This window comes from Sporomusa malonica, from assembly GCF_900176355.1.
Taxonomy (GTDB): Bacteria; Bacillota; Negativicutes; order Sporomusales; family Sporomusaceae; genus Sporomusa; species Sporomusa malonica.
In genome coordinates this window covers 347,961-369,664 of record NZ_FWXI01000001.1, presented here as the reverse complement: position 1 = coordinate 369,664, position 21,704 = coordinate 347,961, and the positions used below count along the sequence as shown (strand labels likewise).

General features: G+C 42.7%; 22 protein-coding genes. 5 read left to right on the top strand and 17 right to left on the bottom strand.

The features are described 5' to 3' along the window. Positions 1 to 81 precede the first annotated feature (81 nt). The 7 genes from B9A22_RS01675 to B9A22_RS01645 all read right to left on the bottom strand — a co-directional run bounded on the left by B9A22_RS01675 (position 82) and on the right by B9A22_RS01645 (position 8,981). Positions 82 to 810 (bottom strand): formate dehydrogenase accessory protein FdhE, encoded by a 729-nt coding sequence (locus B9A22_RS01675; RefSeq protein WP_176215344.1) that lies wholly within the window; start codon positions 808 to 810, stop codon positions 82 to 84. A gap of 36 nt (positions 811 to 846) precedes the next feature. Continuing rightward, complete coding sequence (locus B9A22_RS01670) at positions 847 to 1,608, bottom strand: formate dehydrogenase subunit gamma (protein ID WP_342747803.1); 762 nt, start codon at positions 1,606 to 1,608, stop codon at positions 847 to 849. Continuing rightward, positions 1,559 to 2,377 (bottom strand): 4Fe-4S dicluster domain-containing protein, encoded by an 819-nt coding sequence (locus B9A22_RS01665; RefSeq protein ID WP_084573853.1) that lies wholly within the window; start codon positions 2,375 to 2,377, stop codon positions 1,559 to 1,561. Before B9A22_RS01665 ends, B9A22_RS01670 begins: the two co-directional genes overlap by 50 nt. Position 2,378: 1 nt before the next feature. After that, positions 2,379 to 5,369, bottom strand: a complete 2,991-nt coding sequence (fdnG, locus tag B9A22_RS01660) for a formate dehydrogenase-N subunit alpha (protein ID WP_084573852.1) — start codon at positions 5,367 to 5,369, stop codon at positions 2,379 to 2,381. A 788-nt stretch (positions 5,370 to 6,157) separates the two neighbouring features. Then, a complete protein-coding gene (locus B9A22_RS25180) occupies positions 6,158 to 6,574 on the bottom strand; it encodes a hypothetical protein (RefSeq protein ID WP_176215343.1) in 417 nt (138 codons plus the stop codon). Between the two features lie 311 nt (positions 6,575 to 6,885). After that, a complete protein-coding gene (locus B9A22_RS01650) occupies positions 6,886 to 7,458 on the bottom strand; it encodes a PadR family transcriptional regulator (protein WP_084573850.1) in 573 nt (190 codons plus the stop codon). Then, positions 7,443 to 8,981, bottom strand: coding sequence for an MDR family MFS transporter (locus tag B9A22_RS01645; RefSeq protein ID WP_084573849.1), 1,539 nt, complete (start codon positions 8,979 to 8,981; stop codon positions 7,443 to 7,445). The genes B9A22_RS01650 and B9A22_RS01645 overlap by 16 nt, the downstream gene beginning before the upstream one ends. 159 nt (positions 8,982 to 9,140) lie before the next feature. Between B9A22_RS01645 and B9A22_RS01640 the strand changes: the two genes are divergently transcribed. The 3 genes from B9A22_RS01640 to B9A22_RS01630 all read left to right on the top strand — a co-directional run bounded on the left by B9A22_RS01640 (position 9,141) and on the right by B9A22_RS01630 (position 11,213). Next, a complete protein-coding gene (locus B9A22_RS01640; protein ID WP_139796122.1) occupies positions 9,141 to 9,413 on the top strand; it encodes a hypothetical protein in 273 nt (90 codons plus the stop codon). An 83-nt stretch (positions 9,414 to 9,496) separates the two neighbouring features. Continuing rightward, positions 9,497 to 10,330: a lipase family protein gene (locus B9A22_RS01635; protein WP_084573847.1), complete on the top strand. Its 834-nt coding sequence runs from the start codon at positions 9,497 to 9,499 to the stop codon at positions 10,328 to 10,330. A gap of 34 nt (positions 10,331 to 10,364) precedes the next feature. After that, positions 10,365 to 11,213 (top strand): lipase family protein, encoded by an 849-nt coding sequence (locus tag B9A22_RS01630; protein ID WP_084573846.1) that lies wholly within the window; start codon positions 10,365 to 10,367, stop codon positions 11,211 to 11,213. A gap of 162 nt (positions 11,214 to 11,375) precedes the next feature. Here the strand turns inward: B9A22_RS01630 and B9A22_RS01625 are convergent, their stop codons facing one another. The 4 genes from B9A22_RS01625 to B9A22_RS01610 form a co-directional block, all read right to left on the bottom strand. Continuing rightward, positions 11,376 to 11,897, bottom strand: a complete 522-nt coding sequence (locus B9A22_RS01625; RefSeq protein ID WP_084573845.1) for an MFS transporter — start codon at positions 11,895 to 11,897, stop codon at positions 11,376 to 11,378. A 64-nt stretch (positions 11,898 to 11,961) separates the two neighbouring features. After that, a complete protein-coding gene (locus B9A22_RS01620; protein ID WP_084573844.1) occupies positions 11,962 to 12,573 on the bottom strand; it encodes an efflux RND transporter permease subunit in 612 nt (203 codons plus the stop codon). Between the two features lie 142 nt (positions 12,574 to 12,715). Then, the gene (locus tag B9A22_RS01615) at positions 12,716 to 13,111 is read right to left on the bottom strand and encodes an efflux RND transporter periplasmic adaptor subunit (RefSeq protein WP_084573843.1); all 396 of its coding nucleotides are present in this window, start codon (positions 13,109 to 13,111) and stop codon (positions 12,716 to 12,718) included. Positions 13,112 to 13,139: 28 nt separating this feature from the next. Then, positions 13,140 to 13,319, bottom strand: coding sequence for a hypothetical protein (locus B9A22_RS01610; protein ID WP_084573842.1), 180 nt, complete (start codon positions 13,317 to 13,319; stop codon positions 13,140 to 13,142). Positions 13,320 to 13,712: 393 nt separating this feature from the next. Between B9A22_RS01610 and B9A22_RS01605 the strand changes: the two genes are divergently transcribed. Beyond that, positions 13,713 to 14,162: a MarR family winged helix-turn-helix transcriptional regulator gene (locus B9A22_RS01605; protein WP_176215342.1), complete on the top strand. Its 450-nt coding sequence runs from the start codon at positions 13,713 to 13,715 to the stop codon at positions 14,160 to 14,162. A gap of 244 nt (positions 14,163 to 14,406) precedes the next feature. On the opposite strand, the gene B9A22_RS01600 is transcribed toward B9A22_RS01605, so the two are convergent. The 6 genes from B9A22_RS01600 to B9A22_RS25780 all read right to left on the bottom strand — a co-directional run bounded on the left by B9A22_RS01600 (position 14,407) and on the right by B9A22_RS25780 (position 20,267). After that, positions 14,407 to 15,156 carry a BatD family protein gene (locus B9A22_RS01600; protein ID WP_084573840.1) on the bottom strand — a complete coding sequence of 250 codons (750 nt, stop codon included), beginning with the start codon at positions 15,154 to 15,156 and terminating at the stop codon, positions 14,407 to 14,409. Positions 15,157 to 15,258: 102 nt separating this feature from the next. Further along, on the bottom strand, positions 15,259 to 15,483 hold the full coding sequence (locus B9A22_RS24900) for a hypothetical protein (RefSeq protein WP_139796121.1): 225 nt from the start codon (positions 15,481 to 15,483) through the stop codon (positions 15,259 to 15,261). A 17-nt stretch (positions 15,484 to 15,500) separates the two neighbouring features. Continuing rightward, the gene (locus B9A22_RS01595) at positions 15,501 to 17,126 is read right to left on the bottom strand and encodes a hypothetical protein (protein WP_084573839.1); all 1,626 of its coding nucleotides are present in this window, start codon (positions 17,124 to 17,126) and stop codon (positions 15,501 to 15,503) included. Then, positions 17,123 to 17,719 carry a hypothetical protein gene (locus tag B9A22_RS01590; RefSeq protein ID WP_084573838.1) on the bottom strand — a complete coding sequence of 199 codons (597 nt, stop codon included), beginning with the start codon at positions 17,717 to 17,719 and terminating at the stop codon, positions 17,123 to 17,125. The genes B9A22_RS01595 and B9A22_RS01590 overlap by 4 nt, the downstream gene beginning before the upstream one ends. A gap of 20 nt (positions 17,720 to 17,739) precedes the next feature. Continuing rightward, positions 17,740 to 18,816, bottom strand: coding sequence for a hypothetical protein (locus tag B9A22_RS01585; RefSeq protein ID WP_084573837.1), 1,077 nt, complete (start codon positions 18,814 to 18,816; stop codon positions 17,740 to 17,742). A gap of 278 nt (positions 18,817 to 19,094) precedes the next feature. After that, positions 19,095 to 20,267, bottom strand: a complete 1,173-nt coding sequence (locus B9A22_RS25780) for a helix-turn-helix transcriptional regulator (RefSeq protein ID WP_217805846.1) — start codon at positions 20,265 to 20,267, stop codon at positions 19,095 to 19,097. Positions 20,268 to 21,048: 781 nt separating this feature from the next. On the opposite strand from B9A22_RS25780, the gene B9A22_RS24895 reads away from it, so the two are divergent. Beyond that, positions 21,049 to 21,594 (top strand): hypothetical protein, encoded by a 546-nt coding sequence (locus B9A22_RS24895; protein ID WP_139796120.1) that lies wholly within the window; start codon positions 21,049 to 21,051, stop codon positions 21,592 to 21,594. The last annotated feature ends 110 nt before the right edge of the window (positions 21,595 to 21,704 follow it).

The window sequence follows — 21,704 nt, the reverse complement described above, 5'->3', positions numbered from 1 at the left end:
AAAACCCCCTTAGTAACAAGTTGTACGTTTAATCATACTTCCTGTCTACTAAGGGGTGGCCTACCATATTTTTGTAGAGTTCTACATACTTTTGCTGTCGCGTGTCAAAGCATAATCAAGAGGTAGCGTTTCCATTACCGCCTCATACCAATTAGGCTCAGACGCCAACATACGTAAGTCTGCTGTTTTAAGATAGCCGTTGCATGTCTGACATACCGCAGCTATCCACCCGGGAAATTCATCAGCAGTTGCAACTTTTAATTGCTTGGGTTCTTCCTCTTGGCAAAAAGCACAGCCAATACGCTTATAGCGCCACTTCGTCAAACAAGCCCCGCACACTAATAAACGCTTTCCTTCCGGTTTGTCATAACAGCCAAACCCAGGGACATCGCCACAAACCGGACATACATTTTTATCCCAATTTTCTAATGAGATAATACCTGTTACTAAATCAGCCAGTTTCTCTACTGCAATTTTACAGGATAAATGTATATACATATCGCCGTGTTCAGGAACAATACCAGTTTGCTGCCAGTATACATGAATAGACTGTTGGGCTAAATATTGCTGCACTAATTCTTCGGCCTGAATACTTGATAACACATGATTTTCGCGATTGCTGATAACTTCGACTACTAGTTGAGCTGCGGCTTTGACGGGAAACTCAGTTTCTGACAAAGCAGGTTCACTCTTTACTACTCGCTCGTGCCAAAGTTTATGTATTAAATCACCATAATAATCTAGATTAATAAGAGTAATTTTCTGTTTAAGCAACTTTAAAATATCAGCAAATTCCGTGCGAGTTATCATTGTAATTTCTCCTCTTGCTTCACTTTCCGCTACCATTTACATGGAACCAGAGGCGCTTTTGCCCATTGCATCGGCCTTTATTGCTTTTTCCGCTTCTTCACGAGTAAATTCGCCGCGGGCAATCAGATCTTCATACCATTTTTCATGATGTGCTTTGGCGTAGCGTACATGGATGTTACCTTTTCTCATGCCGCGTAAGGAATCAGGGTTAGCAACCGCTGCCAGATAAAGATGTGCCAGGAATGCGGCAAAGCCCAAACCTGCAGCAGCACTGTGTAACGGGCCCATCCAAGCCATAGTTTCTCGTGACAAATAGGAGTTACCGACCCAGAGAGCCAGACCGGAAGCAACAAGCAGAAGCCATATACCTATCTGCAGCGCTGAATTCATTCTTTCACCAGAATTGTAGAAACCTTGTTTCGGTACTCCTTCCGGATGAAGGCCGATCAATTCCAATGGGAATTTACTCATAAATGCCATATCCTCAGCAGGATTGACCGTTAAAATCTCTTTTGCCCAAAGTGAAAAGCCTTTGCGGGCAATGAAAAAACCTAAAAAAGGTGTCACGATAAAAATCACAGCAAATACACGATGCATTATCTGAAGATTATATGCGCCAAAAACATCATACAGGAACTTAAACGTATCTGTATACAGCGGCAGGGCAGTCACAAACAGCATAATGAACGAAATTGCGTTCATCCAGTGGCAGATAATAAAGCCTTTCTCATGACGATGAACATAATTATTATCTATTAGCATCGGCTTTTCCGCCTCCCTGATGTTCATGATGATCATTATGTTTGCTTCCGATGACTTTGCTTACTGCAAATATAGCGGCAAAACCGGCAATTGCACCGATGTTCATGAGTTGTCCGGCCGGACGGATAATATCTTTCCATATGCTAATTGCTGACGATACTGTTGGATCATTCGGCAAGTCGTAATACTTAGGATCTCTGAGGAGAATATATGTAAAATTGATTCCCTCTAGTTTAGGAGCATTATAGATCATGGCCTGGGGATGTTTCGGCTTAATTTGGTCAAGACGTTTTTTAGCCATTCCCATGATTTCATCCCTGGATCCAAATGTTAGTGCTTCAGGCTGGCAAGCTTGAACACAAGCAGGCCGAAGACCATTGGATACCCGCTCAGGACAACCGGTGCACTTAGTGGACTTGTTGGTTTTTGGATCAACACACGGCACATTAAAGGGACAGTTGGCCACACAATAGCCACAGCCAATACATTTTTGCTTATCAATGACAACAAAGCCCTTGTCAGTATGGGAAATAGCACCATTGTTACAAGCTTTTTCGCAAGCAGCGTCAGCGCAGTGCATACACTGTTTCTTAAGAAACAGCCACTCCATCTTATTATTTTCCCATACTTCATTAAAGGTAATAAAACTCCAGGTTTTTGGAGTGAAGTTTTGATGGGTCTGATAGCTGCCGGTATGGGTCGTCTTCTCTGCCGGCAGTTCGTTCCACTGCTTGCAGGCAACTGAACAAGCCTGGCAGCCGGTACATTTGGATGCGTCAAATAAAGCGCTCATCTTATCAGCCATCTTATTTCACCTTCCTTACATTAACCTGCGTGGCCTTGTATTCAGGTGTTCCTGCGGCAGGGTCACCTGCACCATGAGTCAATGCATTAGCCCCCGGCCCGGTTGCTATTCCTATGTGTCCCCAACCGAACGGGATGCCTAACGTGTGAACTTCTTTGCCGTTAATCTTCAGCGGCTGAATTCGCTCGGTCACTAACGCCTTAATTTTAATAGAACCTCTCGCCGAATACACTTCCACTATCTCGCCGTATTTGATATCCAATTTTTTGGCCAGGGCAGCACCCATTTCCACAAAAGTCTCCGGCCTAAGTTCATTCAGCCAAGGTAGATTCCGGGTGAGTGATCCGGAACAAAATTGCTCGGTACCACCACCGTAGGTTGTTAATACATAAGGATATTTATCACTAGTGCCGATATCTTGTTTACCTTTTAAAACTTCACGCACTGGCGCGCACGGGTTGGCGGATGTATTTGGATGCAGGACGTTGCCGGTAGGACTTTCAACAGGTTCAAAGTGTTCAGGCAGAGGCCCATCGGGGAGCATCGCTGAGACAGCGGTCGGAATCTCCGCACCTACTGGTCTATTCGCAAACGGAGCAAGAAACAAGCGGCCCATTCGCTCGGCATTCATGCGGAAAGCCGGCTTTCCTTCCGGTGTATCAGGTCCCTTGGTACGGTCGATAACGTCAGGTATATCGTTGCCTCCCCATTGTCCCTTGAAAGCATCCCACCAGATAAGCTTGCGTTTTTCATCCACCGGCTGGCCTTGCGCATTACAGGACGCACGATTATACAGGATACGTATATTAGCCGGCCAAGCATATGACCAATCATGGAACATCCCTAAGCCGCTTGGATCTTTGGTGCCCCGCCGTTTTGCCAGGTTGCCGTTTCCAAATACGCCGGCATAAATCCAGCATCCGGACGAAACTTCACCTACTGGCGCAGCCAGATATTCACCTAGCGTTGCATTCAATTTACCGGTTTTCATATTATAGCCATTAATCTCCTGCAACACTTTTTCAGGATCAGGTTCATGGCCATAATCCCATACAGCATTCAGGATAGGAGCATCTTTAGGGTTGGAGCTGCCGGCATAAAGTTCCCTTACTTTCTTAAAGAGCAAATCAAGAATATCCAGGTCTGGAAGTGTTTCTCCCTCAGGATTAACGGCTGCCGTCTTCCATTGTATCCAACGACTGCTATTGGTCATGCTGCCGGCTTTCTCGTAAAGATAAGCGGCTGGCAGCATAATGACCTCTGTTTTGATGTCCTCAGGCTTTACCCCAGGCGCATTCCAAAAATTGGCTGTTTCGGTTTGGAAAATATCGACATTAACCATCATCTCTAATTTGGCCAACGCAGCGGCCACAACCTGATTGTTAGGAATACTGACCAGCGGATTGATGGCCACATTGAGCAGTAGCTTGAATTGACCGCGAACCATATCTTCAAGCATCGAAATATATCTTGTGTCTTTACCAGTCTGCCTCCGTGGCAGATAGTTGTAGCAATAATCATTTTCGGCAGTAGCCTTGTCACCAAACCAAGCTTTTAATATAGAGATCAAATGCTTTTGATTAAAGGCACCATTTCGTTTCCCATATGCTGCAGTGGTAGTATCAGCATCAATCGGCGTAGGAATATATCCGGGCATAATATCGGAAAGATTAGCCATATCACTTGAGGCTTGTACGTTGGGCTCACCCCTTAACGCATTGACGCCCCCGCCGGCCTTACCGATATTACCAAGTAGAAACTGAATAATGCCATAACAGCGAATTCCTTGTGAGGCTGTAGTTTTCTGTGTCATGCCTAATGCATATAGTATGGAGCCAGTGCCGCCTTTGGCCATTGTATCGGCAATTTGCTTGATTGTTGCTGCCGGAATGCCGGTAACGGCTGCTGCCATTTCAAGGGTGTAACGACTATAGTGTTTTTTTAAGATAGAGAATACGGTTCCGTCCTCTTCAAGAAATTCAGCCTTAACCGGTTGGTTACTTTCGTCCAGAACATATCCCCAACTGCTGTTATCATAGCTTTTCTTGGCACTGTCAAAGCCTGTAAAGAGTCCATCTTTAAAGCTATATTCCGGCTTAATTTTGCAGGTCGCATTCGTAAAATTAAGTAAATAATCCTTATTGTAAAGATTGTTTTGCAGGATATAGTTGATGATGGCACCTAAATACGCGATATCAGTACCAGGTCTAATTTGGGCAAAGAGATCAGCTTTCGATGCTGTCCGCGTGAAACGTGGATCCACTACGATAACCTTTGCGCCCTTAGCCTGCGCCCGGAGTACATATTTCATGGCAATTGGATGATTTTCGGCGCAATTGGAACCCGCAATTAAAAACCAATCCGAATTTTCCATATCTGGCCATGAATTTGTCATGGCACCGCGACCAAATGTAGGTGACAAACTTGTCACCGTAGGACCGTGTCAGATACGGGCCTGGTGTTCAATGTAGGTGCTACCCATTGTACGCATAAACTTAGTCAGCAGATAACTTTCCTCATTATCTACCTCCGCTGAGCCTAACATCCCTAAGGCATCAGTACGGTTAGTCCCGTCGTTTATCCATGTAGTGTCACGAACCTCTTTAATCTTTTGGGCGATTCTCTCAATAGCCTCATCCCAGGAAATCGGCTGCCATTCTTTGGCCCCTGGGGCACGATAGAGAGGTTTGAGGGGACGAACTGGGTTCTCACGCACTTGTATGCAAGCCAAGGCTTTAGGACATAAACTTCCTTTATTTGTCGGGTTGTCGGGGTCACCCTCAATATTAATTACTTTTCCGTCACGAACATGTACGATCAGTCCACAGCCCCCTGCACAGAAGTGGCAGATACTAGGGTTTTCTTTCGCATCGCGAAGCTTGAGGTCATAACCGGCTGCACGAGCCTTTTCTGCTTCAAAAGGCAAGCTAGCTGAAAGCACAGTAACTGTTGAAACTGATAATTTGATAAACTGACGTCTGGATAAAGTCATTTCGCAATTCCCTCCTTCATCATTAAATCGAATCATTCTAATTTCTACATTGTCGATACACTGACTAGATTTTTCTCCCTCCTTCATAATTCGCTCTTTCATTTTGTATAGCACTCCACATTCTGAAACTTGCTTTTATGTGAAGTGCGAAGCCGAAGCCACAAAATGATAGCAAACTGACATACCAATACTAGTGAAATTAACTGCCAATATAGTTACTTTTTTTCACTATGAAGGTATGTTAATCTCCTTTCATTCTGCGCTCATTGTTTGTTAGAACATCGTACTATTCACGTTAAATCGAATCACTGTATATGCTGCACCACTTTTTTTCAGCAACATACTCCATCCAATAGATTCCAATCGCCTGCTGGCTAAATTATACCTTCGACTATTAAAAATAATCAAAATTTTCCCTCTGAACCGGCACATGGCCTTACTGAACTGTCCATTTTACATATTTAATAAAAATCGACATAATGTGCTAATATTGATTACACACTTACCAAGCATTATGCTAATAAAAATCGAATATCCATTCAAAAAACTTTGCGTGATTTTTAGAATGTTTTTTTATATAGCCTGTAATCTGTAAGTGCTTCGGAGAACATTAAAATACTGACGTTGAATGATGAGTTAACATTTTCTAACAAAGCTGTAGAGGCGATTGATAACTCGACAGGGAACGAAAGAAATTCTTAATAGTTTAAGATAAAAAAAAGAACTAGCCACAGCATAGTTAAAGCGGGCTAGTTTCTTTTCATAAATTTTTTTATTTAGCTCGACACCTAAAATTTAATGCGAATTGTCATTTTATATTTTGGTACTTGTAATATATCAAAACCGACTACGATTAGTTCCCGGTTATTCTGTAACACCGTATTCGCAAGTTCCAGTGGAATACCTCCTTTTGAAACTGGAACTGGTTGATTCTGTATAGCCGTCAGTTCTTGTATAAGCCATTCTTTAGATATCCAGTTTCCCATATTTTGCGGCGTTCCGTCAAGCCACCTACTCATTTTTGGTAGTAAATCCATAATATCTAGGACTGGCGTCTCCTTGGGATAGATAACGCTAACAACATTGGACGTATAACTGGCATGAACAGGATCTATCCGGTATAAACGTATGGAGTTAATTCCTGAAAACTTTTGCAATAATTCAAAGTCATCTTCTTTTAATTCCGAAACGTTATATACTCCCAAGCAAGAGAAACTAACCCGAAGTCACAAAGAACTTCGGGTCACTATTCATGTTGCACTTTACTCATTTGATATATGAAGGTCATGCGGACAAGGGGACGATGGTAATGTCTTTTTGACTCAACTACCATCCCCTTATCTCTTAGGGTTCGCCCTTTAAAAGGTGAGGGATTAAACAAAGAATCAAAAAGACGTACTAGTGCTTTCAGTTCAAACGATATGCCAAATAAGGAACATCCCCAAGTGTCTTTAATATATTTCCCAGCACCATGTAAACCCTAAATAATATTGGACCTGTCTCATACTTTTTCTGTTTATTCCTGGATACCAAAAGTAAACGGTTGACCAATTTCACCTAACCGATTATTCCGGGCATCATCAAGTAAGTTGTACAATAATTTCAATTCTGTTTTCCCGTGCTCAATGGCACTGGCAATGATGTAAAGAGCACTCCGTGGGACAAACGGGACCTTATTCGCATATTCCTGTTGCATCAGCACTAGATTTGATTCCAATTTTTCAATTCTGTTTTCGAGCATTTCTGCTATTCGAGACTGATTTCCCTGATAGGCAAATGCTAAACCAGCATGTAATGGATTATAGATTTTATCACGGTTTAAAAACTGTTCCAGTAATAATTTATGAAATTCTTCTACGCCTGCTTCTGTAATACGATAAATTGTCTTATAGGGATGTGAACTGTCTTTCACAATGTCGACAACTTCGGTCAGACCATTTTTTGTTAATTGTTCTACGGCATAATATAAGGATCCTTTTTGTAATTTAATGTACCTTGACATATTTCGCTTGATCATAATCTGCTGCATGTCATAAGGATGCTTTTGACCTTCCATCAAGATGCCCAGAACAATTAGTTTGATTGACATGCTTCGTTGGCCTCCTTGCGTGCCTCTACAGGAAACTGCGAATCAGTAATCTTAGAATTACCCATTAACATAATACATGCTGCAGCGAACAGTATAAAAATAAGTGCCCAGAAAAATATATGAACAACTGATTCCGTCAACACAGCTAACATGCTATTCAAAATCTCCGGAGGCAGGTTCAGTCGTGTCTCCGGCTGCAAAAGCGTGCGGATTTCATCAAATTGATTTAAGTATGAAAAGTCTGGAGGCACAAGCTTAGCTAATTTTTCATGCATCTCTATGTTTTGCGCGCTGCCTAACAGCGTAAGTCCAATTGTCATACCGATAATTCGAAAGAAAACAACCAGCGAATTGGCCGAACCACGTTGACGAATGTCCAATCCATGAATAGCGGCTGTAGTCAACACAGGAAATGAGATGCCAATACCCAGTCCGGTAATCGACATATATGCGGCAACTATGAATATAGATGTGGTCGCCTTTAACGTACTGAGTAAAAATATCCCGCTGAATAATACGCTCACCGATAGCAGCATAAGATTACGATAGGATTGAGTTCGTAGGGAAAATCCCCCGACTTGGCTTCCGATCACAGAACTTAGCATCATGGGCATAAGTATCATTCCGGCATTGGTTGCCGAACCGCCAAATGTACCAAGCGCATATATGGGAATATATACGATTGGCAGAATAAATACACAACCATAGAAAAAGCCAGCAGCCTGAGTAGCTGAAAACAGCTTGTTTTTAAACAGATCCAACGGAATGATCGGTGATGAAACCTTCCGCTCTATGGCAATAAATACAATAAAGGATACAACAGATAAAACCAGTAATCCTAAAATGAGCGCAGAATCCCAAGGGAATTTTTTCCCGCCCAGTTCAAGCACAAACAACAAGCTGACAAGTGAAATAACCATACATAAGGCTCCCCACCAGTCAACCTTTTGTTTTTTATGTTCAAAAGACTCAAAATAAAATTTATATATGAGAATCATAGAACCTATTCCCAAAGGTAAGTTAATGTAAAAAATCCACCGCCAGTTTAAATAATCGGCAAAAAGAGCTCCGATGAGAGGACCCAAAATACTTGACAAACCAAATACTGCCCCAAACAATGCGGACATTTTACCACGCTGCTCTGGCGGGAAACTATCAAAAATGATAGTAAAGGCAATAGGCATGATCGAACCGCCCCCGAGTCCCTGAATGGCGCGATAAATACTAAGCTGTAACATGTTTTGGGCCGTTCCGCACAGTAGAGAACCAATGATAAATAAGGTCAACCCGGTAATATAGAAAAGCTTTCGTCCATACATATCTGATAACCGACCGAAAATCAGCATACTGGGAATGCTGGCTATCAGATAAGCCGAAGTTATCCAAATAATCTGATCCAGCCCGCCTAAATCCGCCACGACTTTGCCTATTGCCGTGGCTACTATGGTATTATCCATGGAGGTCATTAATATTCCTAGTAACAATCCTCCAATCACAGACTTTCGAGTGTCATCATGAGTCATAAAACATTCCCCCGCTGATAGTCAAATTTTACTAAGTACTATGATAGTAAAATTTGACTATCAAGTCAAGACGGGGAGCGTAATGAGTCCGGTATCCAGCCTCCCGGCAGGCTCATTTAATAATATTTTGCCCAACAGTTCTTTATCTTACTTCCATCAGTGCAGTGGGACGGAGCACAAGAAGCTGGCGAAGATTTTCGGCCCCAAGGTGTAACAATTTTGGGATTAATTAAATATATTTTACTAAACAACCAATTTTTAACATTACCATTTTTATTATTTAACAGAAATCAATTGGTTGGATGGGGCCAGGAATCATATCTTTCTGAATTTGCAAATGCAGGCAATACCGAAGAAGATCCTTCATTGAATTATTTTGGCGAAGTCATTGGTATGTCACGGATTGTTCACGTGTGTGAAGGGCAGTGTTAAAAAACCTCATTACTGGCACTTAAAACTAATCTTCATTATTAACAAAAGCATATTATTATCCTATAAGAAAGGAGTTATTATATATGGTTATCCCTGGCACAAAGAATATTTTTAATAGTAAAGATGCGATATTGCTTGCAGCCATGAGCTATCAGACATATCCATTATTTCTAATGGGAGAGCTTGTCTTACCAAAAGGTTTTGAACTTCGATATACCATTCGTGCTTTTGCCAACGTAGAGAATCCAAAGGAAGAAATATTTGGTTTCATTGCAGAGTCAAAAGATAAAATCATTATAGCGTTTAGGGGATACGCTTCATATCCTGCCGACCTTATTTCAGCGTATGATATACTTCAAGTCCCATATCCTTTTGTTAGGAATGGGGGCAAAACCTCACGTGGATTTACATGTATTTATCAATCAACAAGAAACAAATTAATCAGGGAGTTAAACAAACTATCCACAACAAAAAGGCTGCTTGTTACTGGTCACAACTACGGAGGAGCTTTGGCAATGCTGGCTGCCTTGGATATTGCGGTGAACACCGGGTTTGAAAACCCTATCATTTATACCTATGGTAGTCCACGTGTTGGAGATCCCGACTTTGCTTTCCGCTTCAACCAAGTAGTAAAAAACAGTATGCGAATTGTTAATATTCATGACTCTTTTCCTACTTTCCCAGCTCAAGAGTATCCGCCTCCTTTTACAAAGGAGGGATTATATTATCAACATGTGAAAACAAAATATCCGCTCACTTTCCAACTGAATAATACCCCGCGTAATGATGCGATTGGCTGCTATTTTAAAAATCTCAGCCAAATGAATCCTAATTTTGTCAAGGCATTATGCTATAAAAATCCAGATTTTTGTCCCGATACAGAAATGTGTTTTCCATTCCAAGGAACATGCAAGTGACCGATGCCTTGTATATAAGAGAGGAGCTGCATTAATGGATACCTTAGGCGTAGAGCATATTTTTAATAGTGAAGATGCAATATTACTTGCGGCAATGTGTCATCAGGCAAATCTGCTTTTTGAACAGGAAGAGCTAGTCTTACCAAAAGACTTTAAGCTTCGATATATCGTTCGCGCTCTTGCCGGCGTTGAAGATCCAGTAGTAGAAGCATTCGGTTTTGTCGCAGAGTCACGCAATGAAATAGTTATAGCTTTTAGAGGAACCGATTCATTTAGGGACAATGAGTCGGACCAAGACTTATATCAAGTACCATATCCTTTTGTCAGAAATGTGGGGAAAACTCATCGTGGATTTACATGTATTTATCAATCAACAAGAGACATGTTGATCAGAAAATTAATCAAAATTTCTACAACGAAAAGACTATTAATTGCCGGTTACAGTTTAGGAGGACCTTTGGCAGTGTTAGCGGCTTTAGATGTTGCAGTGAACACCGGGTTTAAGAATCCTATCGTGTATACTTATGGCTCTCCGCGTACCGGCGACCCTGACTTTGTTTCCCGATTCAACCAAATAGTAAAAAATAGCATTCGTATTTTCAATGTCCATGACATCATTCCTACCTTACCAGCTCAAGCGTATCCACCTCCGTTTACTGAGGAAGGCTTATATTATCGACATGTAAGCATTAAGTATCCGATCTCTTTTCAACTGAATAGTTTAGCCCGTAATCATTATATTAGCTGCTATTTTAATAACCTTAGTCACATAAATCCTGATTTTTCCAAAGCATTATGCTATGAAAATCCGGGGTTTTGTCCCGATACGGAATTATGTGTTCCGTTTAAAGGAATATGCAGTGAAAATAGTTCAGATAAGTAATTTGGCTCCAATAATTGACCAAACTTTTTCAAATAATTATGCCCGGAACATTGCTGTTCCGGGCATAATTATTTTTTTAGCGTTTCGAAGCACTGCACCAATTTATCCGATGACTAACCTTCAGGTGGGGTTAAAACCCCATCTGAAGCTAAGTCTACTCTATCAAAAATTATTTATAGCCTCTATTTCCTTGTTTTTTATCATATGTGTTATGTAAAAAATACTAAACGGTATAAGAACCATAAACCCACTTGCCAGATACATAATTTTCAGCCCTGCATAATTTGCCAAGACGCCCAGCAGCATTGAACCAATCCCAAAACCCAAGTCAAAAGCTGTTAATATCGTTCCGTTGACTACTCCGCGCCTGGACGCATCGACTTTGTTAATTGCCAAAGTTATTGCTGTTGAATGGATAATACCAAACCCTATTCCTAAGAACAAAGCAGACAATATGAACAGTATGTAGCCTTCAGCAAAAAACAAACATATAAAGGCAGCAAATAAGGTGAGGAATCCGATACACATAATATCTACCGGCCCTTTTTTATCTAAAATTCTTCCCGCATATGGTCTACTGACAATCAAGGTTAAAGCGTTGGCAAGGAAATACACCTCTGAGTTTTCTATACTGATTTCCTTAGCAAATAATACTATGAATGAGAGAATACCACTATAAAGCAAAGATTAAAAAAACACGAGTAATGCATAAGAAAACACCTTTTTTTCTAAAATTCCCTTATGTTTCTCATTTGACATCAGATAAAGTTTGCTGTGCCACCTCTTCGAGTGCAGCCATAGCTTGGCCGGAGCTGTATCCGTCTGCCTGTCTGCCGTTGATTTGAACAGCCTTAACCCCATTAAACCGGGTAATAATCGTTGGCGCATTAATCTTCTTGGGTTTAAGTAGTGTGTTTAACGGAACCATCACGTTATTGGAACTTTTTACATAAAGAAAACGGGTTGCATCCACATCACCACGGAATTTGTTTTCTGCTTGCACGATAACTTTATAGGATCGACCAAATTTGTTAAAATCGTTAACCTGGCTGCCACCAAGGAATACTTGTAATGCCATAAATACATCATCAACAGCCACTCCCAGTTGTTCAGCCTTTTCACGGTCTACCTCAAATTCATAACCTGGCGTATTAGCTTTAAAATTAGACGATATCGTAGCAATCTCCGGACGTTCTTTGGCGGCCGCCGCGAATTTTGGGGCCATGCTGTCCAAATCATTCAGTGAACCACCACTCCGATCTTGCAACATCAGGGTAAAGCCGCCAACCGATCCCAATCCCGGTAAGCTCGGGGGAGCAAATGCAATTACTGTGCCTTCCGGATACTGAGCTCCGTTCATGATTGTCTGTTTTATTTCGTCTTTTAACTGTAATTCGGGTTATTGCCGCTTATCCCAAGAATCCAGAGAAATAGATATGGCTCCGGCATTAGGCTTTGAGCCTCCACCCAGTATATCCCGGCTTGGCATCAACATGGTATTTTTAACCCCGGGCTGAGCACTTACTGTTTCGGTAAGCCTGCGACTTATTCAGTGTAGCTCTGGCCGAATTAATCGCTGACCGATATTGTTTATTGTCAATTTGAAACAATGGCTGACCTTTATAGACATTATCGCCGCCATTTGCCATTTTAGCCACAACATTACCAGATACCTTTGACATGACTTTTACTTCACTTTTTGCTTTTACCTGTCCCACAAATTCACTGTTGATAGGCGTATCCCTCGTTACTACCTGCATAGCCTTTACCGCTACGGCCTGGTTGGCATTACTTATCTGAGTTTTGGACAACATTCCGCTGCGGATAACAACAATGCCAAACAAAGCAACTACAAAAATCAAACCAACATACAGTTTCTTCGAACCCTTGATATCCAATTATCATTCCTCCTGCTTACCCTCTATTTCACCGGCAAACCCATGGCCTGTTCCAGTTTTGCTTCAGGTGTTCTTCATAGTTATTCTTTAAAGCCAAAGCAGTACAATCTTCTACCGACAGTTCCACCGCAGCAAGCACCGGCTGTACTGCAGTCATGAGCATGATAATCGGGATAATGATTACGAAATATTGCTGGCATTTGTTCATACTAAACCTCCTGTAAAAAAAATTCTTTTTCTCAATTAATAGCATCAAGATATATGGAAAAAACTACCGATAATACTAAAAGAATATCCGCACTAAGTTAACCATCATTAATCAAAGATTAGAATTAGATTAAAGAAATTATGAGCAATAAGTTGCACGCTCAACTAAAATCATAGCGCAAAGTAGTTGCTAACACAGCTACTTTGAATGAATTTTTCTTTACTATGTTAGAAATTACTTATATAATTCCAATATAGTTGCAAATGAAACCTTCTTTAAAACTATTAATCACATTGATCACGGGCATGACCGGAGCCAGATTAGGCGTAGGGGCATTATGAATAAATCCATTACGGAAAATTGTAAATATATAAAAATTTGGAGGTAGCTATTTTGCAAAAAGACAGATTTGGAAAACATATTTCTTTGATTTATAGGTACAGTCAAATATTTTTCAACTCAGAATTAAAAAAATATAATCTAGGTAGCGGTCAATATATTTTTCTTATTAGTTTATTTAAAAATAATGGCATCAGTCAGGAGCAACTATCAGATATCGTAAAAATCGATAAAGCTACAACGGCTAGAGCTGTTGCAAAGCTAGTAAACGAAAATTATGTCATTAGGAAGATAAGCGAGAACGATAAACGTGCTTATAATCTATATGCTACCGACAAGGCGGAATCTATTAAAAACATTTTGTTTGGAATTTTAGATTCTTGGAATGAAATAATGTTAGAGAATATTGATCGCAAAGAAAGAGAAACATTATTAAAATTGATTGAAAAAGTTGGGTCTAACATTCTTAGCAAAACAAATCAATTTGAGCAAAATACTAAATAGGGATAACAGTAGGAAGAACCTTCAGTTTGGCAAGCAGTAAGCAAAGAACCAGAAACATCTCCAACAATGACACCCTGGTCTCACGATCATAAAGAAAACACGGCTTGCGCCGAGCCTCTGGCGAAAGCGGAAGTCGATGTTGCCCTTATCCAGAAGAAAGTTATACTTTCTAACAGGATAAAAAAACAGATGAATAGTTAGCCGGTACGGCCAACTATTCATCTGTTCAGCTAATCTCGAAGCGCTAGCGCCTGACTTCGAATTTGATATAGTCAAGTTCCTTGCCGTTATTGTCGGTGTCATGCATCCGGAAATCATAGGAACCGGGGCTACTTGGCGCGTTAAAGGTCATCGTGCCGCTTCTCCGGCCGTTAATATACTCATAGGAAATATCATGCTTGTCGTTTACCGCTTCACTGCCATGCGAGATACGCGAGGGGATAATCCCAATCCACGCATTATCTGCCAGACCCGCCGGCGCCTGGAATCTTAGCGTGATTTTTTCTCCTGATTTAAACGTGTTCTTGGGCAACGTTATGCCAGTAGCACCTTGATATAAACCGGATTTTTGGGGATCCGGGGTACCCTGACCCATGCCAGCTTCCACCCGGAACCCGACAAAGCAGATCTCTTTCCCCATATTGTCCGTGTTATGCATACGGAAATCATAGCCTCCAGGTTTAGCGGGGGCACGGAATATTAGTGTTCCTTGGGTACGCTTATGCAAATACTGATAGGATATATCATGCTGATCATTTACCTTCTCGTCGCCGTGAGGAATATGGCTGGGAACGATGCCCACCCAAGCGTTGGCGGGATAGTTCGTTGAAGCGACAAAATGAACCTTGATTTCTTCGCCTGGTCGGAACGAATGGCGTTCTAATCGCAAATCAGATGTTTGGGCGTAGGCGGGAGCGGTAAATGTTCCCAGCAGCAGAGTCGTTGCCAGCAGCATGCTGAACAGGTACAGAACCAGAGGACCTTTTTTCATCATTACAATCCTTCCTTTCTCGTCGGCAAGTGATCTTCTTCCCTTGGCCGTCTCATGAATCTTTGAAAGAACAGAGAGGTTTCACTTAATTCGTGATAACAAAATTTACCGTTGCATACTGTCCCCTCGCGACAATCGCCCGGATGCAGACAGGCCTGAATAAATACTTGAAGCCAAAAACACATTAGCAGCGCTGGTTTGACGAAGCTGCAACGGTGGTCTGCTCTCTTGCTGCAGCCGGTAGGGACCGGTTCCGCCTATTAGACGGACTTCTAGATTCTGGCCACGTCGCAAAGTGTTCTCTGACAGTTGGACACGTAACGGATTCACTGCTGGCACTTGCACAGTTATGCTTTGGCTGGCTGTTGCGCCTGTATGGTCAGTTTGGCAGTTGCTGTTGCCCCCTGGCTGTCCTTGACAATAAGATCCACCATGCCAGGAGTAACGCCGCTAATATTGTATCGGGTATATGCCGTGGTTGTCGTATACAGCACTGCCTTAGCGTTTGCATTGGTCAAGGTTAGAGTATACGGCCCGACGCCGCCTTTAATGTCAAAGGGGCGGGTAGAGCCGACTTCCAGCGGGCTTGTAGAGCCTTCTAACTTTAACACCTGGGCGGTAACGGTGATGTTTTTTTGCACCATTGTGCCTCTGCTGTCTTTTACCGTGATCGCCGTCTTGCCGGGCAGTTTAGGAGTAAGTGTGTATTTCTTATCAGCTACTTTAGTCAGTACGACCTGATTGCCGGATATTGATACGTTAAACGGACTTGCGCCGCCAACCAGTGTCAGATTGCCAGTAGTGCCGATCAGCAGCGTATCTGGTGCGGCCAGCGTCAGTGTTGGAAGAGCGCGCACAGTGAGCGAGAGACTGCGGGTTGCGCCGCTGCCATCCTTGGCGGTAATGCTAACAACCCCAGCCTGACAGCCGGTAACGGTATACTGTCCGCTTCCCTGCTGCTGGATAGTCACGGCGGTTGGTTTATCGGCAGTCACGGTATACGGGGCAGTTCCGCCTGTGACGACCAGTTTCGTCGTTTGTCCCACATCTATGGTTCGCAGATCTCCAGTCAACTGGGGAAACGACAGGCTGATCCATTCTTTGACAGTAACTGCCCGGCTTGCGGTTAGCCCTTTACTGTCTTTGACAGTCACCGTTCCCGCCCCGGCTGACTTGGCGGTGAGAGTATAGATGGTACGTCCATAGGAGTCATTGCCCTTTAAGGTTGCGTTCAGATTTGAACTGGTTGTAACCGTGTACGGCGGATTGCCGCTGCTGATGGTGAGCTCACCTTTACCTGCCGGCAACAGTGTGGAGTCTGCTGATATAACGAGAGATTTGATCATGCCGACGTACACGGTGCCTTGTATCTTTGCACCAGCCGCATCAGTGACGGTAATCTGGGTCATCCCGGATGCCACTCCCCAGACCGCGTAGATGACACCGCTGGGTTCAACACGGGCAATGCCAGGATTAGCAGACACAACTTTATACGGTGCTTTGCCGCCTAACACACCAAACCCACGCCCCTGACCCACAGCCACCGGGTTGGTTGCGTTCGGTAGCGCACCGAGACTAAGCGGCTGTGCGCCTGGGTCATACACCACGAGTTCGCGGTTAATAGAATTTCCTTTCGTGTCTTTAATGGTGAGTATGGTGGTGCCAACCGACTTGGGAATCACTTTAAAGGCCACTTGCGCCCCCGGATAAAATGGCGTTATGGTCACAATCGGCTTGGTCATGCTGAATGAATAGGGCCGTATGCCGCCCCCAATGTTCATGCTGTAGAAATCACGTGTCAGGTCCAGGCGGGTGGAGTATTGGATGAACGATTTCCCATCACCTGCTGAGAAGTAAAGCACTTCCGCGGCATTGGCAGGAGACATAAAAAACAGGCTGGATATTGCCAGCGCAAGAATCGTCAAGATGCTGGCGCGACGCCGGAAGGTCTGACTGAAAAAAAACCGGATCATGTTGATCCCTCCATTCCACTATTTTTTGTCCGGGCTTGCTGGCATATCAGTGCCGCCACTTCCCCATAGTTGTCCTGCGTACAAAAGACCGCTATCGATTCGGCAACATTACCTCTTACCATGATGATGTGCCGTTTGGGCTGATAGTCCACCTTTTGAATGCTGCTCCATTTTAGAAAGACCGACTGCCGTGACTGGGCCAACAGTCCAGCGCCGGCGGCGGCAGGATTACGGGACAGCAATCCTAGTATAACAGTCAGCCCGTTTATGATCCGGTTTGTTTTAGCCTGTTTCTTCTGTGTATAACAGCGTATGCCTTTGTCGTCGATCACGAACGCTGCAGCGTAATTCCCGCCATACACGGTCATAATGAAGATATATGTTAATAACAACAAAGCACCAATTAGTCCCAGGGCATATAACGAATCTGCGGTGAATGGATTTTTGCTGGAAGAAATCAGCAAAACAACCAAAAAACCGAACGGCAGGCCTATTGCGATTGCCAGCTGGCGCAAAATGATGGGGTTGCAAAAAATTGGCACAGAAATTTCCCACTCAGTTTTGTTAAGCTCTCGCGTCATATTATTAGGCATGAGTCTCGCCCTCCACAAATTTACTTCAATAGCGGACACTTACAGCGAAAGCAAACGTCGTCCTGGATGTCATTTAGGCTGGCACAGGCATTGCAAAAAATAATGTTGTCCTTTGATTTGTCGTATTTTTCATGCGAGTTTAGCCCTTTATGATACCTCACCCTGTCGCCGATCTGATAATACTGATAGCGTGTGACGTCATCCTCCGCACTGATGGTGTATGTCTCGCCGGCGTCGCTGCGAATGGCAACCGCGTACAGGGTATACGCTTCCCAAACATAGTCGTTATTGCCATAGTCACGCTTGCGCTGTTTTTGCTCGATCTTTTTGTTAACCACCACCCCGTCCCAGTTCTTGGTTCTCTGTCTGCCAGTCTCTTGCAGGGCCGCGATAGCGATAAACATGCCGCCAATACCAAACCCGATGTACAGTGCCTCCGGATTGCTCATTTCCCGGCTGGTTTCACCATAAATATAGAACACGGCAATAACAATAACTGCGAGAATAAATGAAAACAGAAACGCCCAGCGGCTTGTATCGTTCACATAGCGGACAAACGCCGGATCATTGATTTTGGGTGAAAACCCAATCAAACCGCCTGTAGGTTTGCCAGGCTGCGGCATGGCCGGTGCAGTGCCGTGTTTCCTGCAGACTTTAGCGGAGGCAAACTTCTCGCTGCCACATGGCCTATTCATGGCAACAACAAGAAAGACACCTGCCGCCAACAAGATGGCAGACCCCCAGGACAATCGGGTATCTTGCTCCAATTGGTTAAACACAGGGAGTTGCTGAAAATATCTGACCGGAACCTGCTGTTGGCCGGTTGCTTTAACATAAACCGAACTGCCGATGCGACGGGTGGAAGCGTCCACAACCTGACCGTCCGGCGTTGTAAACGTATAGCTAATTATATAGGTATACCGGTTGGGAACACTTTCGCCGCGTTCGCCAAGCTCTCGCCTGATAGCAGTGATCACCGCCAGTGTTCGCTCACCTGATAACCCCAGCACAACACTACCTACGGCCTGTAGCATAAACGCCGCGCCAAGCAGAGTAATAAATATTCGCATCAGCTTGCAGCCAATTCCCGGGATCATTACCATCCCCCTTTTTTATTCGGCCTAATTTTCTCTTTACTTTATTATTATAAAGGCGATTCACGGCATAACCCATCACCTTTTTCGGGTGATTTTGCCTCAAAAACAGGATTTTGCCGTAATATGCCCTCCCTCTCAGTCCTCGGGCAACCTCTGTGGCCTTGTGGAAATACATTATCTTCGAAGGTTACATTTTGGTAGTCAAAAAAACCAGCCGGCAAAATTGCCGGCTGGTTTGATTGTTTATGCTGAAAGTCGTGATTATCGAATTGCGCCGGTTACAGTGAGGGGCGCTCTCGAGTCGCCCCGACTTCCGCTTTCGGCAATTCACCCTCTAATATTTGGATCAGCTCCATCCGTGAGTGAATCTCTAGTTTTACATAAATATTCTTTATATGGGTCTTCAATGTATTTTCACTAATAAATAATTGTTTTGCCATAACCTTATAGGTATACCCTTTCAACAGCAACTGGATAATCTCCATCTCCCGGTCTGTTAAACGTTTATCTATTTTTAAATTGTCAAACATCATATCTTGTTCGCCTTCAATCATCACAGCTAAGCGCATTAAAAAGACATGCTCCTTAAGTAAGTGGAGCAATTTTTTATTGAGCACAGGAATGATGAACATGGCAATAAAGATAATGACTAATGCAATACCAGCAGCAACAAGATGCCCCTTTTGAGTAGCCATAATGTGTGTACCCAACAAACCGCCGCACCAAACACCAAGAACATTCATCGATAGACCGATTCCTAATATCTGCGCTGGGTTAGAGGCATAATTCAACATAGCGCCTAAGATGCCCCACCAGAACAGGTCATTCACGCCGCAGGCGGCCAGCATCAGTGTGTCAACAACTAAAAAACTGCCTAGCGAGCGGTCAAGCAGGATAAAAAAAGCATATGCTAACCCCAATAAAGCCAAGCCGATATAGAGAATATGGAACTGTCGAATTTTAGTCGCATGCAGACGCAATAGCCAGATTGCAACAATATACGGAATTACTTGGTAAAAACTTATCAATAAATCAAAACCTACATAAGCTGGATAAACAACTTGATACATAATACCGGAATTGATCGTAATGACAAATACGAACATGCATAACAACAGAAAAGGCAGACCAAATCGATTGATAGTCAGCGATATCGTCTCAGGTGAATCAGAAGGCTTGTCAACAAGCCAGCGGGCAAAAGTGAAACAAACCAGCAATCCCATCAGGATGAAGGTCATGCCGGCGAATGCTGAAACATTTCTTGCCAGCATCCCCGCCACTACTAAAAATATATTGGAATAAATCAAGATATCAGAAAACAGCCGGACCTTGTCAAAGCCTTGGAAAAGATATTTTGCATAATAGCCCCAAGCTGCTACTACCCAACCGGAAAAAAAGGAAATCACCGTCAACACCGGCAGCCAAAACAGTTCTGGCAACAATATGAACATTATGGTACCTGCAAAGCATATTATGCAAACCAGTCTCTGCACCAGCTTTGCCCGATAAAGACTATTTACAAACAGCCCAGCTGTTATCAAGCCTATAAAATGGGAAAACACAGATGTCAAATTCAAACCAACTGCATTGATCTGCCGTTCCGCAGATAATGCATATAATACCGGTCCTTCAAATGGAAAAGCAAGCAACCACCCGAAAAACAGGGAAAAACACAGTACAGACAGATTTTGTTGACTAAGCCTACCCTTCAATCCTGTTAATTCGATTCGCATCGCAATCCTCACTTTTTTGTAATTCAGTGTACTTCGGGTTTTGGCTATCCTTTTCCTTCTTATTTGATTTATTTGATTTATTTGATCATAATCTGCTGTGTGAAGCAAAATGAACGTCCCTTTGCTTCACATCAAGGCCAGAGCTTGTATTACACCGTACCCCCTATAATATCGTAAAAAAAGAATTGAGCACCCCCGCTTTTCGAAAGCTTGGTGTTGTATTAAAGAATATCCATCATGCCTCACCTGCCATGAAACGATTTTTATAATATTTGCAAAACCAGGAAGAAAAATTGATTTAGAATACGTGTTGCGACCAATTTTACTGCGAAAGCTATTGGGGGGCCATATAATACCAATCAACAAATGAATATTAACAAAGTATCAATTTCGGGCATGGTCTTGGATGCCTTGAAGTCTACTGGAAATATTACCAAAAGAATAAATGGGCTCATGCCTAGAAATAATATATTATACTGAAAATCCGGGGGACTACATAATGAGTAATCAAGTACTTTTATGGTCGATGTTGATTTTACCTTGGTTAACTTTATTCTTTATGCCGAAAGAAAATATCAAAAGGTGGATGCCTATCGCTTTATTCTCTGCACTTACTAGTGTATTAGCAGTAGAGTTAGGAGAAAATCTTGGGTGGTTTATTTATGGAGAAACTGCTTATCCACTAAGAACACCTTCATATATTATTTTCGGATTAAATATCGTCATTACTATGTGGTTGTTCAATTTTTTATATGGTCGATTTTGGCGATATATTATAATAGATACAGTACTAAACTTTGGATTCATATATTTATTTCATGTCTATTTTCTTGGCAGTAGAGGGCTTTTTCACGAGGTCGGTATTACTCCTTTACAAAACGCGTTAATTGTTACTTTCGATGGTGTTTTAGCATATGGCTATCAAATGTGGCAAGAGGGAATCTTCGCACGTTCCGAAATCAAATCAGCTAGCTATTCTTCAAATTTACAACCAGCAGCAACCAAGCCATTACCCGAAGATCAAGATAATGAAAAAAGTGAATAGACTATTCGATTGCCGCCGCATTTAAAGCGGCTTTTTTGTTGCAATTGCTATTCCTCAAGATATTGTTGTCATGTTACAACAATGGCATATAGCTCCTGCTTATTTTTTAT

Excerpts from the sequence above, each read along its gene's own strand:
- B9A22_RS01675 (WP_176215344.1), bottom strand. The coding sequence starts at position 810 with ATGATAACTCGCACGGAATTTGCTGATATTTTAAAGTTGCTTAAACAG.
- B9A22_RS01670 (WP_342747803.1), bottom strand. The coding sequence starts at position 1,608 with ATGATCATCATGAACATCAGGGAGGCGGAAAAGCCGATGCTAATAGAT.
- B9A22_RS01665 (WP_084573853.1), bottom strand. The coding sequence starts at position 2,377 with ATGGCTGATAAGATGAGCGCTTTATTTGACGCATCCAAATGTACCGGC.
- B9A22_RS01650 (WP_084573850.1), bottom strand. The coding sequence starts at position 7,458 with ATGTCAATCAAACTAATTGTTCTGGGCATCTTGATGGAAGGTCAAAAG.
- B9A22_RS01645 (WP_084573849.1), bottom strand. The coding sequence starts at position 8,981 with ATGACTCATGATGACACTCGAAAGTCTGTGATTGGAGGATTGTTACTA.
- B9A22_RS01635 (WP_084573847.1), top strand. The coding sequence starts at position 9,497 with ATGGTTATCCCTGGCACAAAGAATATTTTTAATAGTAAAGATGCGATA.
- B9A22_RS01630 (WP_084573846.1), top strand. The coding sequence starts at position 10,365 with ATGGATACCTTAGGCGTAGAGCATATTTTTAATAGTGAAGATGCAATA.
- B9A22_RS01620 (WP_084573844.1), bottom strand. The coding sequence starts at position 12,573 with ATGAACGGAGCTCAGTATCCGGAAGGCACAGTAATTGCATTTGCTCCC.
- B9A22_RS01610 (WP_084573842.1), bottom strand. The coding sequence starts at position 13,319 with ATGAACAAATGCCAGCAATATTTCGTAATCATTATCCCGATTATCATG.
- B9A22_RS01600 (WP_084573840.1), bottom strand. The coding sequence starts at position 15,156 with ATGATGAAAAAAGGTCCTCTGGTTCTGTACCTGTTCAGCATGCTGCTG.
- B9A22_RS01595 (WP_084573839.1), bottom strand. The coding sequence starts at position 17,126 with ATGATCCGGTTTTTTTTCAGTCAGACCTTCCGGCGTCGCGCCAGCATC.
- B9A22_RS01590 (WP_084573838.1), bottom strand. The coding sequence starts at position 17,719 with ATGCCTAATAATATGACGCGAGAGCTTAACAAAACTGAGTGGGAAATT.
- B9A22_RS01585 (WP_084573837.1), bottom strand. The coding sequence starts at position 18,816 with ATGATCCCGGGAATTGGCTGCAAGCTGATGCGAATATTTATTACTCTG.
- B9A22_RS25780 (WP_217805846.1), bottom strand. The coding sequence starts at position 20,267 with ATGTTCATATTGTTGCCAGAACTGTTTTGGCTGCCGGTGTTGACGGTG.
- B9A22_RS24895 (WP_139796120.1), top strand. The coding sequence starts at position 21,049 with ATGAGTAATCAAGTACTTTTATGGTCGATGTTGATTTTACCTTGGTTA.